Raw genomic sequence first — 13,828 nt, 5'->3', positions numbered from 1 at the left:
AGCTACTGCGCGGCGGACGACACCGTCGATGGAATGGGCTTCACCGCCTCGGGGTGCCGCGCCGGCTGCGGGCGCAGTCCCATCTCCCGCTCGTAGGTGGCGAGCGGATCCGGATCCTTGCGGATCTCCCGGGCCGGGATGCCGCCCACCACCGCGCCGGGGGCCACGTCCTTCACCACCACGGCGTTCGCGCCGATGACGGCGAAGTCACCGATCTGGATGTTGCCCAGGATCTTCGCGCCCGCGCCGATGCGCACGTAGTCGCCGATCACCGGTAAATCCTTGAGCCCCGAGCGTCCACCAATCGTCACCTGGTGGGAGATGAGGCAGTGCCGGCCGATCCTCGCGTCCTTGTGGATGACGACGCCCATGCCGCCATAGCCCAGCTGCGTGCCCTCGCCGATCTCCGCCTCGACCGGGATGTACGAGCCATGCAGATAGTGGATGGCCTTGCGCAGCACGGCTGGCAACACCGGGACGCCCCTGAGGTACAGCTTGCGTCCCAGCCGGTACAACGTCATCGCATCGATGCCCATCACGCCTCTCCCCTGGTTGAACGGAGCCCCAAGCTAGGTACCAGCCCTCCGGGGCGGGAGTCCCCCCAGACCCTTGCCGTCCACCACCTGCAGGTCCCATCAGGAGCCCCCCGCGCGACGCGAGCGCAAGCTGACGAGCAGGCTCAGCGGTCTCACCCCCGTGGCGTGAAGCACGCCCACATACCCCGTGACGAACAACAGGCCCGCCACCGCGAGTGGCAGGACCCTCCAGACGAAGCCCTCGGGCAGACCGCGCCAGGCGTGCTCCGTGCAGACGCGCAGCAGGAAGACAGCCACCGCGGAGGCCACGGCCGCGAGCGACGCCTTGCCCAGCTCGCGCCAGGGGATGATGTCCCGGATGTGCAGCATCCGCTCGGGAGTGGACAGCGCCGCCGGTACGCGGACGAGCAGCGCGCTCTTGCCCACCACCTCGGCCACCGCCCAGGACACGACACCCCCCGTCATCCCGAACCGCTTGACACCGAACCACACGAGCGGTGCCGTCACCACCGCCTTCAGCAGGTACGACAGGAGGATGGCCCGCGTGTGCCCGCGGGCGCGCAGCACGCCGTCCATGGGAAGGATGGCGAGCACCACGCCCAGCACGCTCACCCGGAAGATGGGCACGGCCGGCAGGAACTTCGCGCCGAAGAGTGCGCCGATGAACTCGGGCGCCGCGGCGAAGAGGAACGCGGCGAAGGGCAGGAAGACGTAGGCCAGCCTGCCCGCGGCCTCGCGGAAGGCCACCACACCCTCCTCCATGCGGCCCTGATTCTCCAGCTCACCCAGGCGCACCATGAGGACCTCGCTGGTGGGCGTGTAGAGCAGATCCACCACCGGGAGCTGGAAGCACCCCACGCGGTACAGGGCGTAGAGCGCCGGGGCCACCGCGCTCGCCACCATATAGAGGTGGGCGTTCTGCTGGGGGATGGCGAGCGCCATGGCCGCGCCAAAGGGAGCCGCGTAGACGAGCTGCTCGCGCCACAGCCCCGCGCGCAGCAGCGGCCCGGAGGAGCCCCGAGGCACCACCACCCAGGCGGCCACGTAGCGCACGAAGGCGAAGCCCGCCACCGCCAGCATCATCCCGCGCAGGCCAAACCCGAGCAGGCACGGCACCACCATGGAGAGAGCGCGCAGGACGTCCGAGACCAGGTAGGCGATCGCCGAGTGCTTCGTGCGGCCCTGGCTGGTGAGGGAGATCTCCAGCGGGAAGGCGCCGATCAGGAAGGCGGTGTAGACGGCGAGCGTCCCACGGTGGGCGAGCAGCGCCGGGTTGTCGAAGTGGTGCGCCACGGGTCCGAGCACCACCCACACCATGCCCGCGGCAACCACGCCGACCCCGGTCATGAAGAGCAGCGTCTGGCCCAGCCAGGGCCGCTTCTCCTCGGCGCGGGGCAGGAAGTAGTAGAGGCTCTGCACGATCCCGAAGGGCAGCACGTAGTAGAGCGTCGTGGCGATCAGGAAGAGCTGATAGTAGGTGCCATACTCATCGAGGCTCAGCATCCGCGCCAGGACGAGTGGAATGGACAGGGTGAGCCCGGCGGTGAACAGCCGGGCGAGCACCAACGGGCCCGCCTTCCCCAGGAATGAGGAGGCGGGCGCGACAACGGGTGCGGCGGGCACAGCGGTGTCCGGCTTTCCGTTCACCAGGACACCTCCTCCGGGATCCCCGTGGGACGCGCGACGTTGGACGAGGACGAAGCCGCCATCTGCTGCGGGCGCCGGCCATGCACGGGCTCGCGCATGCCGAGGGTTCCGAAGCAGTCGTCGAGCTGGCACACGGTGAGGCTGCGCGAGTAGCCACCCGTCAGGCCCACGCTGAAGTTCTCCCAGAGCACCTTGCGCTTGAGGGTGAACGGATCGCCCCCCATGAGGTTGGGCATGTCCTCGGTGGTGACGGCCGAGCGGAACCCGTTGCGCACCAGCACGCGGATGACGTCGTCCGAGTACCAGCCGTTGCAGTAGGCGAAGTCGCGCACGGTGATGCCGGCCTCGCGCTCGATGAGGGCCTTGGACTCGCGCACCTCGCGCTCCACCACGTCGAGCGGCTCGTGCGTCAGCACCACGTGGCCCAGGGTGTGCGCGCCGAAGTCGAAGCCGTCCTTCACCATGCGCCGCACCTCGTCCCAGTCCATCAGGTCCCCCTGTTCGGGGAGCAGGTCCGAGCCGGGGCCGAGCCGCTCCTCCAGCGCCTGGAGGGTCTCCGTGAGCGTGGAGGAGGGGTACTTGCCGATGAAGTCGTCGAGCGCCGCGGACAGCCGGGTGCGCCCAGAGAGCACCGTCTCCAGTAGCTCCATGGCGGGAGCGGGCAGCACGTCGAACAGCGGCTGGTAGCCCCGGGACCGTGCGCGCCGCAACAAATGGAAGAGCCGGTCGTGGTTGAAGCGCCTGTGGGTGCCGATGAGCGCCGCGGGCAGGTAGGTGATGGCCGGCACGCCCATCTGCTTCAGCACGGGATAGCCGTACCGGTACACGTCGCGGTAGCCGTCATCGAAGGTGACGACGCACAGGTCCTTGCGCGCCGTGCGGCGCCCGGCCATCACGTCCAGTGCGTCACCGAGCGGAGCGAACTCGTAGCCGGCCGCGGAGAGCTCCTCCAGGTGCCGGCGGAAGGTCTTCTGCGAGATGAGGAGGCCCGGGATGGAGCGCTGTAGCTCGCCCGTGAAGTCCTCCACGACGCGGTGGTAGCTGACGATGAGCAGGCGGCGCCCTCCCGACTGATGCCGCCTGTAGGCCGCCAGCGCCCTGCGCAGGCCGCTGTGATGCAGCAGCCCCGCCGCCGCGGATTTCATCGCCCGTCGCACCACTCCCCGCCTGTCCATCGTTGCTTCCTCCCAGATGACGCCGCCGCCCGTACTTCTCCGGACTCGGAGGTGTGCATGAGGGGTGCCATCCGCACAGCGGGGGGATGCCTGGAAGGCCGAAGCACTGTTGACGGTAACGCCGTTCCCAACCGCTACGTCCACGGGACAGGTCCGGTGCAAGCGAGGCGTCAGCGGGTTGAAAGATCTTCCGTTCCGCCCAGGACAGGGCCCCGTTCCGGGCCGCCCCGGGGGCTCCGGCTTGAAAAAACTTCCCGTCCCCGCCCTGGAGCGCCCCAGGATGGGGCCCCGGGAGGCCCCCACCCGAGGACCCATTCCATCCCTGGGATTTCCCATTCGAGGCGCTGACACGCCACGCCAGGGGGTCCGGGCCTCGTCCTGGGGCACCGCCTCCAGGCTCCCGGCCAAGCGAACGGGCGTGCTTTCACTGGAGTGTGGGGAAATTTCCAGTTACGAACGCTCCCGCCGATGGACGCCCCCGCCGCGCCGCAGCCCCCCGCGCTCGCCCTTCACGATGTCAGCAAGCGATATGGACGTCGCTGGGCACTCGCGCGCCTGAGCTACTCCCTCCCCGCGGGCCGCTCCCTGCTGCTCACGGGTCACAACGGCTCCGGCAAGACGACCTTGCTGCGGCTGGTGGCCACCGCGCTCTCCCCCACCCACGGCCGGGTGGAGGTGCGCGGCAACGACTGTGTCACGCAGCGTGACACGGTGCGGCGCGAGGTGGCCCTCCTGTCCCACGCGAGCTTCCTCTACGAGGACCTCACCGCCCACCAGAACCTGGTGGTGCTGGCGCGGCTGCTCGGCATGGACGCGCCCTCGGACGTGGCCGGGGAGCTGCTCACCAAGGTGGGGCTGACGAAGCGCTCGGACAGCCCGGTGCGCCAGTTCTCCGCGGGTATGCGCAAGCGCCTGGCCATTGCCCGGCTGCTGATGAAGGCCCCCGCGCTGGCGCTGCTGGACGAGCCCTTCGGCGAGTTGGATCCCGCCGGCATCCAGGCCATGGAGAAGATCATCCGCGAGCTCAAGGACGCGGGAGTCACCGTGGTGCTGGCCACGCACCTCATCGACCAGGGCCTGTCCCTGTGCGAGGAGCGCCTGCACCTGCAGGAAGGCCGGGCGGTGGCGGCATGAGGAAGGTGCGACCCATCTCCCTGCTGAAGACGGTGGGGGTGCTGCTGGCCAAGGATCTGCTGATCGAATGGCGCACGCGGGCGCGGCTCAACGCGCTCATCTTCTTCGCGCTGGCCACGCTGCTGCTCTTCTCCTTCGCGGTGGGCCCGGACACCAAGCTGCTGGCGCGCAACGCGGGGGGCTACCTGTGGCTGGCGCTGCTCTTCGCCAGCGTGCTCGCGCTGGGCGAGTCCTTCCGGGTGGAGACGGAGAACCTCACCCTGGACGGGCTGCGGCTGGCCCCGGCGGATGCGCGCGCCATCTTCCTGTCCAAAGCCCTGGGCAACACCCTGCTGCTGGTGATGCTCGGCGCCCTGCTGATTCCGGTGATGGTCGCCCTCTACGGGGTGAACGTGGCCATGGGGGTGGGACCTTTCGCCACCACGGTGGTACTCGGCTGCATGGCCATCAGCGCACCGGGCACGGTGTATTCGGCCATCGCGAGCAACGCGCGGGCAAGAGACGTGCTGCTCCCGCTGTTGCTGTTCCCGCTCATCATTCCCGCGCTGCTCGCCGCCGCGAAGGCGACATCGCTCGTGTTGCAAGGTGACCCGATGAATCAGCTGGGCTCATGGTTTGGGCTGCTCATCGGGTTCAATCTGATTTATTGGGGGCTGGGATTCGTCCTGTTCCCCCGGGTCATCGAGGATTGAGGTCAGGAGCGGAGTCATGAACACGGTGCTGCAGGTGATTTCGGCGGTGGCGGCGCTGGCGTCAGTGGGTCTGGGAATCCGGCTGGGCGTGAAGTGGGCGCCGCCGGGGTCGCGGTACAACGCCACGCCGGTGCTGGTGGGGATGACGGGGGCGGCGCTGGGGCTGCTCGCGGTGGGCACGTACCTGGCCCTGGTGTGGACGCCGCCCGAGCGGGAGATGGGAGACGTCTACCGCATCATCTACGTGCACGTGCCGGCCATGTGGATGGCGCTGATCGCGCTGACGCTGAACTTCGGCCTGTGCGTGGCGTACCTGCTGCACACGAGTTGGAAGACGGACGCGCTGGCGGAGGCCACGGCCGAGGTGGGCCTGCTCTTCGGCTCCTACGGGCTGGTGCTGGGCTCCATCTGGGGCAAGCCCACCTGGGGCACGTACTGGGACTGGGATCCGCGGCTCACGGCCATGGCCATCATGCTGGTGACGTACGTGGCCTACATGGCGCTGCGCCGCTTCGTGGAGGATCCGGAGAAGCGCGCCGTGTGGAGCTCCGTGGTGGGCATCATCTCCTTCGTGAACCTGCCCATCGTCTGGTTCTCGGTGAAGTGGTGGCGCAGCCTGCACCAGGTGCAGTCGACGCCCAAGACGGTGGACCCGGACATGGCGCTGTCGCTGCGCGTCAATGCCTGGGCCTTCCTGATCATCCTCACCCTCTTCCTGCTGCACCGCTACCGGATCGCCCTCGCCACGCGCGAGGCGGAGGTGGCGATGCCGGACGCGCTGCCCCCGGATGCACCGGGCTCGCGTGACAACCGCGCTTCGGAGGTGGCCTGATGTCCCCGCACACGTACACACTGCTCGCCCAGGTGGGCGTGGGCCGCATCCAGGGTGGTTGGGAGTACATCTGGGCCGCCTACGGCATCGCCTGGGCGTCGCTCTCGCTGTATGCCCTGTCCCTGTGGCTGCGCCGACCCGGCAAGGCCGTGAACGACTCGAAGGAGTGAGCCATGACGCAGCAGACGCGCAATCGTGTCATCGCCGTGGTGGCCCTGCTGGTGGCCGGGGCCGGACTGGCCCTGGTGGCCTTCGGCAACATCGGTGAGAACCTCGTCTATTACTGGCGGCCCTCGGAGATGCTCGCCCAGGGTGAGAAGGCGTATGGCCCCACCATCCGCCTGGGTGGGCAGGTGCAGCCGGGCAGCATCCAGTGGAACGAGCAGCACACCACCCTGCACTTCCGCGTCATGGACAGCGAGCACCCTGGCGCGGCCAACGTGCTGGTGAGCACCAGCGAGGTGCCTCCGCAGATGTTCCGCGAGCGCATCGGCGTGGTGGTGGAGGGCACCTTCGACAAGTCCCAGGTGTTCCAGGGCAGCCGGCTCATGGTGAACCACTCCAACGAGTACCGGGCGCCGAAGACGGATGACGACGTGAAGAAGATGTTCGAGGACATGCAGAAGGCGGAGGCCACCACGGCCGCCGCGGCGAGGGCCCAGTGAACGGGACGCTCGGAAACGCGCTGGTGCTTGGCGGGCTCGCGTTCGCGAGCTTCGGGGCGCTGGTGGGCCTGGTGAGCGGGATGCGCCGCAACGACGCGGCCTTCCCCTGGGTGATGCGCTGCGTGTTCGGCTTCTTCGCCTGCATGCTCGGCGCCAACCTGGTGATGGAGTGGGCGCTGCTCACCAACGACTTCAGCGTGCAGTACGTGGCGCAGGTGGGCAGCCGCGCCACGCCGACGATCTTCAAGATCGTCTCGCTGTGGAGCGCGCTCGAGGGCTCCATCCTTTTCTGGGGCCTCATCATGGGCAGCTACGTGCTGGCGTTCGCGCTGGTGCACCGGCGCGAGCACGCGCGCTACATGTCCCTGGCGCTGGGCACGATGCTGGCGGTGGGCGTCTTCTTCGCCTTCCTGATCGCCGGGCCGGCCAACCCCTTCCACACGCTGTCTCCGGCGCCGACGGACGGCCCGGGACCCAACGCGCTGCTGCAGAACCACTACCTGATGGTCATCCACCCGCCCATGCTCTACCTGGGCTACGTGGGCATGACGGTGCCCTTCGGCATCGGCGTGGCCGCGCTGCTGCGCGGGGAGATGGGTGACGCGTGGATGGCGCCGCTGCGGCGCTGGACGCTGTTCGCGTGGATGTTCCTGTCCGTGGGCATCATCCTGGGCGCGTGGTGGGCGTACGCGGTGCTCGGGTGGGGCGGCTACTGGGCGTGGGATCCGGTGGAGAACGCGTCCTTCCTGCCGTGGCTGACGTCCACCGCGTTCATGCACTCCACGCTGGTGCACGAGCGCAAGAAGATGCTCAAGCTGTGGACGCTGAGCCTGGTGCTCTCCAGCTTCGTGCTGACGGTGCTGGGCACGTTCATGACCCGCAGCGGCATCTTCAACTCGGTGCACAGCTTCACGCAGTCGGACATCGGGCCCACGTTCCTGGTGTTCATCGCCGTGCTGCTGTTCGTGTCCATCGGACTCTTGGCCACGCGCGGCCACCTGCTGGTGGCCGAGAGCAACATCAAGACGATGCTGTCGCGCGAGGCCACCATCCTGGTGAACAACCTGGTGTTCGTGGCCATCACCTTCACGGTGCTGCTGGGCACGCTCTACCCGCTCATCTCCGAGGCCGTGCGCGGCATCCGGGTGAGCGTGGGCGAGCCGTACTTCAACAAGATGGCGGTGCCCGGCGGCATCATGGTGCTGTTCCTGATGGGCGTGGGCCCGATGCTGCCCTGGGGCAGCTCGGATCCGAAGACGGTGCGCGATCGCTTCTGGATTCCGGCGGCGGTGGGCGTGGCGGTGGTGGGCGCGTGCCTGGCGGGCGGCCTGAGGGGCTTCTACCCGCTGCTCACCTTCGGGTTGGCGGGCTTCGTCACCGTCATCACCCTGCGCGAGCTGGCGCTGCCGGTGAAGGTGCGCATGAGCGAGCGCAAGGAGGGCTTCGTCACGGCGCTCGTGGGCAGTGCCACCAAGGCGCGGCGGCGCTTCGGCGGCTACATCGTGCACCTGGGGATCGTGATGATCCTCGTGGCAGTGGGGGCGTCGCAGGCGTACGTGACGCACACCACGGGCACGGTGCGCGTCGGCGAGTCGATGAAGGTGGGCAACTACCAGGTGAAGTACCTGGGGCTCACCAGCGGCCAGGAGCCGCACCGCGCCTACGTGGCCACGAAGGTGGAGGTGACGGCACCGAACGGGACGGTCAGCGAGCTGGCGCCCCGGATGAACTACTACGAGCGCATGACGGATCCGATAGGCACGCCGGCGGTGGGCTCGACGGCGAAGGAGGACCTGTACCTGTCGCTGATGGCCTTCTCCGAGGAGCGGGGTACCGCGAGCTTCAACGCCTGGGTCTTCCCGCTGGTGGGGTGGATCTGGTGGAGCATCCCCATCCTGGTGCTCGGGACGCTGATCGCCCTGTGGCCGGCGCGGCGGGCCCGCGCGGTGGCGGAGGCTCAGACGCCGGCGGGTGCTCCTCCCGAGGCGGGTGGTGAGATGAACCAGGGTGCGGCATGAACTGGCGCGTCACGATCAGCTTCATCATCCTGTGCCTGGGCCTGCTGGGCGTGCTCTACAAGGGCTTCGGCAGCGACCCGCATGCGGTGCCCTTCATGCTGAAGGGCCAGCCGGCCACGCCCTTCACGCTGCGCGCGCTGGACAGCGGGATGCGGGTGAGCCTGCAAGAGCTCAAGGGCAAGCCCGTGGTCATCAACTTCTGGGCGTCCTGGTGCGGGCCCTGCAAGATGGAGCACCCGGTACTCGAGTGGGGCTCGCGCGAGTTCGGCAACCAGGCGCAGTTCATGGGCATCGTCTTCGAGGACACCGAGGACAACGCGCGGCAGTTCCTGTCGCAGATGGGGGCGAGCTTCCCGCAATTGGTGGATCCGCACTCGCGGGTAGCGGTGGACTACGGGGTGGCCGGCGTGCCGGAGACGTACTTCATCGACGCGCAGGGCATCATCCGGGGCAAGCATGTGGGTCCGATTGATCCGCAGACGCTCGCGAACTGGATGAAGGAGCTGTCCACGAGCGGCCCCACCGCGAAGCAGTAGTCGCCGCAAATCCAGTATACTCCGCGCGGCGCCCCCCCAGCGCCCGGAAGCCGGAGGCCGTATCCCATGCAGTGCAAGGAGTGCGGAGAGCTAGCGAAGGATCACACCCTGCGCTACTGCGAGAACTGTGGGGCGAAGATGCCCACGCCCCCTCCTGGAGCGATCCGCCGGACCGGCACCCGAGCCGCCATCCAGACCTCGGGGCGGACGCGAAGCACCGGAGCCGCCCGAGCGGTCTCCGCGCCGGACCCGGGCGACGACACGGTGCCCGACCCGCGTCCGGTGGTATCCGCCCGAGACGCGGACGAGAGCACGGATCCAGGCAAGCCCGCGTCGCCTCCCTACGACGGACCTGTGTGGCTGGCGCATGTGCCGGGACACTCGCCGAGCGTGCTGGGCGTGGGGCTGCTGGCGGTGGCGCTGGTGCTCTCCATCCTGCCCTTCTTCGCGGGAGTGGGACCCTTCTGGTCGTCGGTGGTGTTCGCGGGTGGGTGGCTGGTGACGGCGCGAGAGCTGCGCGCGGCCAGCGTGAAGCACCCGCTGGTGGACTGGGTGCCGGACACCCTGCTGCGCCCGGCGGTGCCAGCGCTGTACGCGGTCATGCTGGTGGGGCTGGCGATCCGGATGCTCGGCATCGGCCTCACGCCCGTGCTGTGGCTGGGAGGCGCGGCGCTGATCGGGTTCGACCAGTACCGCAAAGTGTACGCGGGTGAGGACGGGTGGAGCCGCCTCTTCGAGCCGCGCCAGCTCGTGCGAGGGCTGGCCCCGGTGGGGCTCGGGGGCGTGGCGCTGTGCCTGACGACGCTGTTCCTCACCTGGATGCCGGTGGCGACGACCCCGGCGCGAAGCACGGGCCCGGTGCCCATGGCGCCGCCGGAGCTGCACGTGGTGGACGCGCCGCGCCCCTCGGACGACGTCGTCTACAGCCTGTTCGAGGAGTCCTACGACAAGGGCTGGGATCAGCCCTGCTCCGTGGCCATGGAGATGCTGCTGCTGGCGGTGCTGGGATTGATGGCACTGCGCCCGGAGGTGCCACGGCCGGACTGGTTGCGCTTCTCGCCCATCGCGGTGGTGGTGCTCGGCCTCGTCTGGACGCTCGTGCACGGCCGGCTGCTGCCTGGCCCCCTGCTCTTCCTGGCGGGACTGGCCGCCGCGGGCTTCGCCTCGGTGTATGGGGCCTTCTCGCGGCAAGCGTGAGCGCGAGGCCCACGCTTCCGCTGAGCGCGCCTAGTGGAGCTCCTGCGCCTTCTTCGGCTGCGGGCAGCTCTTCTCGCACGACGCCATCGCGGACTTGAACTTCTCCGAGCAGCCGCTGATGCACTTCTGGGTGGCCTCCTTCTTGTTCGGGTCGTCCGACTTCGGGCAGGCCGTGAAGCACGCCTCCGCCGCCGTGTTGGCCTTCGACTGACAGTCGAACTGGCACTTCTGGGCGGCTCTCTCCGGAGACTTCTCTTCCGGAGACTTTTTCCCCGCCGCCGCCGCTGGCAGCGCCAGCAGCAACCCGCCGACCACCGCCGCACACCACCACGAAGTATTCCTCTTCCGGTTCATGGCTCGCCTCTCCTCCTGCTGAAACGGTTCCCGTGGAGCCTGGGGCCCACGTGCCCCGACGTGGAGAGGATAGGAGGCCCCGCCACCGCAGGGAAGCGGCTGGGGTAGAGTGCCGGGCATGGCCTCCATCCAGTTCCTCGGTGCTGCGGGAACCGTCACCGGTTCCAAGTTCCTCCTCGAACACCAGGGCAGGCGGGTGCTCGTCGATTGCGGCCTCTTCCAGGGCCGCAAGGAGCTGCGCCAGCGCAACTGGCGGGCCCTGCCCGTTCCTCCGCGGAGCCTCGACGCCATCGTCCTCACGCACGCCCACATCGATCACACGGGCGGCCTGCCCCGCGTGGTGCGCGACGGCTTTCACGGGCCCGTCTACTGCACGTCCGGCACGCGGGATCTGTCCGCGCTGCTGCTCCCGGACTCGGCGCACCTCCAGGAGGAAGAGGCCCGCTACGCCAACAAGGAGGGCTTCTCCAAGCACCACCCCGCCCTGCCCCTCTACTCGGTGGAGGACGCGGAGCGCGCGCTGAAGCTCTTCAAGACCTTCGGCTATGAGCACACCCGGGAGATCCTCCCCGGCATCACCCTCACCTTCTACCGGGCGGGCCACATCCTCGGCTCGGCGGTGTGCGTGTTCCACCTGGAGAGCACCAACCAGCGCGTGGTGTTCAGCGGAGACCTGGGCCGCTACCACGCCCCCATCCTGAGGGATCCCCAGACGGTGCGCTCGGCCACCACGCTCATCGTGGAGAGCACCTATGGAGACCGCGAGCACGGGGACAAACGGCCCGTGGACGCGCTGTGCGAGGCCGTGCTGCGCGCCACCGAGCGCAAGGGCATGGTCGTCATCCCCGCCTTCTCCGTGGGCCGCACCCAGGAGCTGCTCTACCACCTGGGCAACCTGGAGCGGGAGCGGCGCATCCCGGAGCTGGATGTCTACGTGGACTCGCCCATGGCGTGCGACGCCACGCCCATCTACCTGGCGCACGCGGAGGACCACGACCTGGACATGTCCGCCATCGTGGGGCGCGGCGAGTCCCCGCTGGCCACGAAGCGCACGCGCTTCATCACCTCGCCGCAGGAGAGCAGGAAGCTCAACCAGGTCGAGGGCCCGGGCATCATCATCTCCGCCTCGGGCATGGCCACCGGAGGCCGGATCCTCCACCACCTGAAGTACCGGCTGCCGGACCCGCGCAACACGGTGCTCTTCGTGGGCTACCAGTCCGAGGGCTCTCGCGGCCGGCGCATGCTGGACGGCGAGAAGGAAGTGAAGATCCACGGGCAGATGGTGCCGGTGGAGGCGGAGATCCGCACGGTGAGCGGCTTCTCGGCGCACGCGGACTGGACGGAGACGCTGCGCTGGATGGACGGCTTCGAGGCTCCCCCGCGGCAGACGCTGCTCGTCCACGGGGAGCCCTCGGCGTTGAAGGCGCTCCAGGGCCGGGTGGAGGCGCGCGGCTGGCCGGCCTATATCCCCGAGTACCTGGAGACGGTGGAGCTGGCGGAGTAGGCCCGGGAGGCCGCACGGCGCCGAGCCTCGAGCTCGGCGCCAGAGAGCGGCGTCAGCGGGTGTTCCAGGAGCCGGAGGACTTCACTCCTCCTCGCCGTCACCCAGCAGTTGAGCGAGGCCAGTGCCGGTGCCCTCGGAGAGGCGGCGGACGCTGGAGAGGTGGTGCAGCAGCAGGCCGCGGTTGTCGCCCACGGAGAGGTTCTGCATCTCCAGGGCGCCGATGCGGTCCTCCGGGGTGAAGGCGCTGGCGACCTTCTCCATGGAGAGCTTGCTCGGGTCGTAGGCCATGTGCTCGGCCTGGGTGTCGAGCAGCGTGTAGTCATCGCCGCGGCGCAGCTCCAGGGTGACGCTGCCGGTGATGCTGGGGGCCACCCACCGGGTGAGCGAGTCCTTGAGCAGCAGGGCCTCGGGGTCGAACCACTTGCCCTCGTAGAGGAAGCGGCCGAGCCGGCGGCCCAGGGTGAAGTAGAGGTCGCTGGTGGACTCGTTGTGGATGGAGGACAGCAGGCGCTCGTAGACGATGTGCAGCAGCGCCATGCCCGGGGCCTCGTAGATGCCGCGGCTCTTGGCGTCGATGACGCGGTTCTCGATCTGGTCGCTCATGCCCAGGCCGTGCCGCCCGCCGATGCGGTTGCACTCGAGGAAGAGCTCGTAGAGCGAGGGGAAGCGCTTGCCGTTGAGGGACACGGGCAGGCCCTGGGCGAACTCCACGGTGACGCGCTCGGGGCGGATGTCCACCTCGGGGCGCCAGTGGGCCACGCCCATGATGGGCTCCACGATGTTCATGCCCTTGTCGAGGTGCTCCAGGTCCTTGGCCTCGTGCGTGGCGCCGAGCACGTTGGCGTCGGTGGAGTAGGCCTTCTCGGTGCCCATCTTGTAGGACAGCCCGATGGAGACCAGGTACTCGCTCATCTCCTTGCGGCCGCCGAAGGCGTTGACGAACTCCTGATCCAACCAGGGCTTGTAGATGCGCAGCTCCGGGTTGACGAGGATGCCGTAGCGGTAGAACCGCTGGATGTCGTTGCCCTTGTGCGTGCTGCCATCGCCGAAGACGTGCACGTCATCCTCGCGCATGGCGCGGACGATGGCGGTGGTGGTGACGGCGCGGCCGAGCGGCGTGGTGTTGAAGTACTTCTTGCCGCCCACGGACAGGTGGAAGGCGCCGCACTGGATGGCGACGAGCCCCTCGCGCACCATGGCCTCACGGCAGTCCACGAGCCGGGCCTGCTTCGCGCCGTGCTGGGTGGCGACGGGAGGGATGTCGGCGGGGTTCTTCTCATCGGGCTGGGCGAGGTCGGCGGTGTAGGCGTACACGTCGAGGCCCTTGCGTGACATCCACGCCACGGCGGCGCGGGTATCGAGACCACCCGAGAAAGCGAGACCAATCCGGGTACCAGCGGGGGGAAGTGAACGGTAGATGCGGCTCATGGCGCGGTGCGTGGTAGCACGGAGTGGACGTGAAGACCATGCCGCGCGCTCGCTGACCGGGTGGGTAGTGCCCTGGCTGATGACCGGCATTCCGTCTCCTGTCGTGGGAA

At 68.9% G+C, this 13,828-nt stretch carries 14 protein-coding genes; 9 read left to right on the top strand and 5 right to left on the bottom strand.

Annotation, left to right across the window (positions count from 1 at the left end; translation table 11 throughout):
• Positions 1–2: 2 nt before the first annotated feature.
• From DAT35_RS45415 to DAT35_RS45405, 3 genes are all read right to left on the bottom strand, one after another.
• A complete protein-coding gene (locus tag DAT35_RS45415) occupies positions 3–536 on the bottom strand; it encodes a serine O-acetyltransferase (RefSeq protein ID WP_108075584.1) in 534 nt (177 codons plus the stop codon).
• 99 nt (positions 537–635) lie between these two features.
• On the bottom strand, positions 636–2,159 hold the full coding sequence (locus DAT35_RS45410) for a lipopolysaccharide biosynthesis protein (RefSeq protein ID WP_108075658.1): 1,524 nt from the start codon (positions 2,157–2,159) through the stop codon (positions 636–638).
• 20 nt (positions 2,160–2,179) lie between these two features.
• Entirely contained in the window at positions 2,180–3,277 is a 1,098-nt protein-coding gene (locus tag DAT35_RS45405; RefSeq protein WP_108075657.1) for a polysaccharide deacetylase family protein, read from the bottom strand.
• A gap of 549 nt (positions 3,278–3,826) precedes the next feature.
• On the opposite strand from DAT35_RS45405, the gene ccmA reads away from it, so the two are divergent.
• From ccmA to DAT35_RS45370, 8 genes are all read left to right on the top strand, one after another.
• Positions 3,827–4,492 (top strand): heme ABC exporter ATP-binding protein CcmA, encoded by a 666-nt coding sequence (gene ccmA, locus DAT35_RS45400; protein WP_108075583.1) that lies wholly within the window; start codon positions 3,827–3,829, stop codon positions 4,490–4,492.
• Complete coding sequence (locus tag DAT35_RS45395) at positions 4,489–5,184, top strand: heme exporter protein CcmB (RefSeq protein WP_108075582.1); 696 nt, start codon at positions 4,489–4,491, stop codon at positions 5,182–5,184. Before ccmA ends, DAT35_RS45395 begins: the two co-directional genes overlap by 4 nt.
• Before the next feature lie 16 nt (positions 5,185–5,200).
• Entirely contained in the window at positions 5,201–6,016 is an 816-nt protein-coding gene (gene ccsA, locus DAT35_RS45390) for a cytochrome c biogenesis protein CcsA (protein WP_108075581.1), read from the top strand.
• Entirely contained in the window at positions 6,016–6,186 is a 171-nt protein-coding gene (locus DAT35_RS60220; RefSeq protein ID WP_199243198.1) for a hypothetical protein, read from the top strand. Before ccsA ends, DAT35_RS60220 begins: the two co-directional genes overlap by 1 nt.
• A gap of 3 nt (positions 6,187–6,189) precedes the next feature.
• The gene (locus DAT35_RS45385) at positions 6,190–6,681 is read left to right on the top strand and encodes a cytochrome c maturation protein CcmE (RefSeq protein WP_108075580.1); all 492 of its coding nucleotides are present in this window, start codon (positions 6,190–6,192) and stop codon (positions 6,679–6,681) included.
• Complete coding sequence (locus tag DAT35_RS45380; protein WP_108075579.1) at positions 6,678–8,699, top strand: heme lyase CcmF/NrfE family subunit; 2,022 nt, start codon at positions 6,678–6,680, stop codon at positions 8,697–8,699. The genes DAT35_RS45385 and DAT35_RS45380 overlap by 4 nt, the downstream gene beginning before the upstream one ends.
• The gene (locus tag DAT35_RS45375) at positions 8,696–9,235 is read left to right on the top strand and encodes a redoxin domain-containing protein (RefSeq protein ID WP_108075578.1); all 540 of its coding nucleotides are present in this window, start codon (positions 8,696–8,698) and stop codon (positions 9,233–9,235) included. Before DAT35_RS45380 ends, DAT35_RS45375 begins: the two co-directional genes overlap by 4 nt.
• Before the next feature lie 66 nt (positions 9,236–9,301).
• A complete protein-coding gene (locus DAT35_RS45370) occupies positions 9,302–10,432 on the top strand; it encodes a hypothetical protein (protein ID WP_108075577.1) in 1,131 nt (376 codons plus the stop codon).
• Positions 10,433–10,462: 30 nt separating this feature from the next.
• Here the strand turns inward: DAT35_RS45370 and DAT35_RS45365 are convergent, their stop codons facing one another.
• Positions 10,463–10,786, bottom strand: a complete 324-nt coding sequence (locus DAT35_RS45365) for a hypothetical protein (protein WP_108075576.1) — start codon at positions 10,784–10,786, stop codon at positions 10,463–10,465.
• Between the two features lie 118 nt (positions 10,787–10,904).
• On the opposite strand from DAT35_RS45365, the gene DAT35_RS45360 reads away from it, so the two are divergent.
• Entirely contained in the window at positions 10,905–12,290 is a 1,386-nt protein-coding gene (locus tag DAT35_RS45360; protein ID WP_108075656.1) for an MBL fold metallo-hydrolase, read from the top strand.
• A gap of 81 nt (positions 12,291–12,371) precedes the next feature.
• Here the strand turns inward: DAT35_RS45360 and argG are convergent, their stop codons facing one another.
• Positions 12,372–13,718, bottom strand: a complete 1,347-nt coding sequence (gene argG, locus DAT35_RS45355) for an argininosuccinate synthase (protein WP_108075655.1) — start codon at positions 13,716–13,718, stop codon at positions 12,372–12,374.
• Positions 13,719–13,828: the final 110 nt, after the last annotated feature.

This window comes from Vitiosangium sp. GDMCC 1.1324 (assembly GCF_003044305.1).
Lineage (GTDB): Bacteria > Myxococcota > Myxococcia > Myxococcales > Myxococcaceae > Archangium.
The sequence above is the reverse complement of the archived record's forward strand: the minus strand, read 5'-3'. Positions and strand labels throughout refer to the sequence as shown.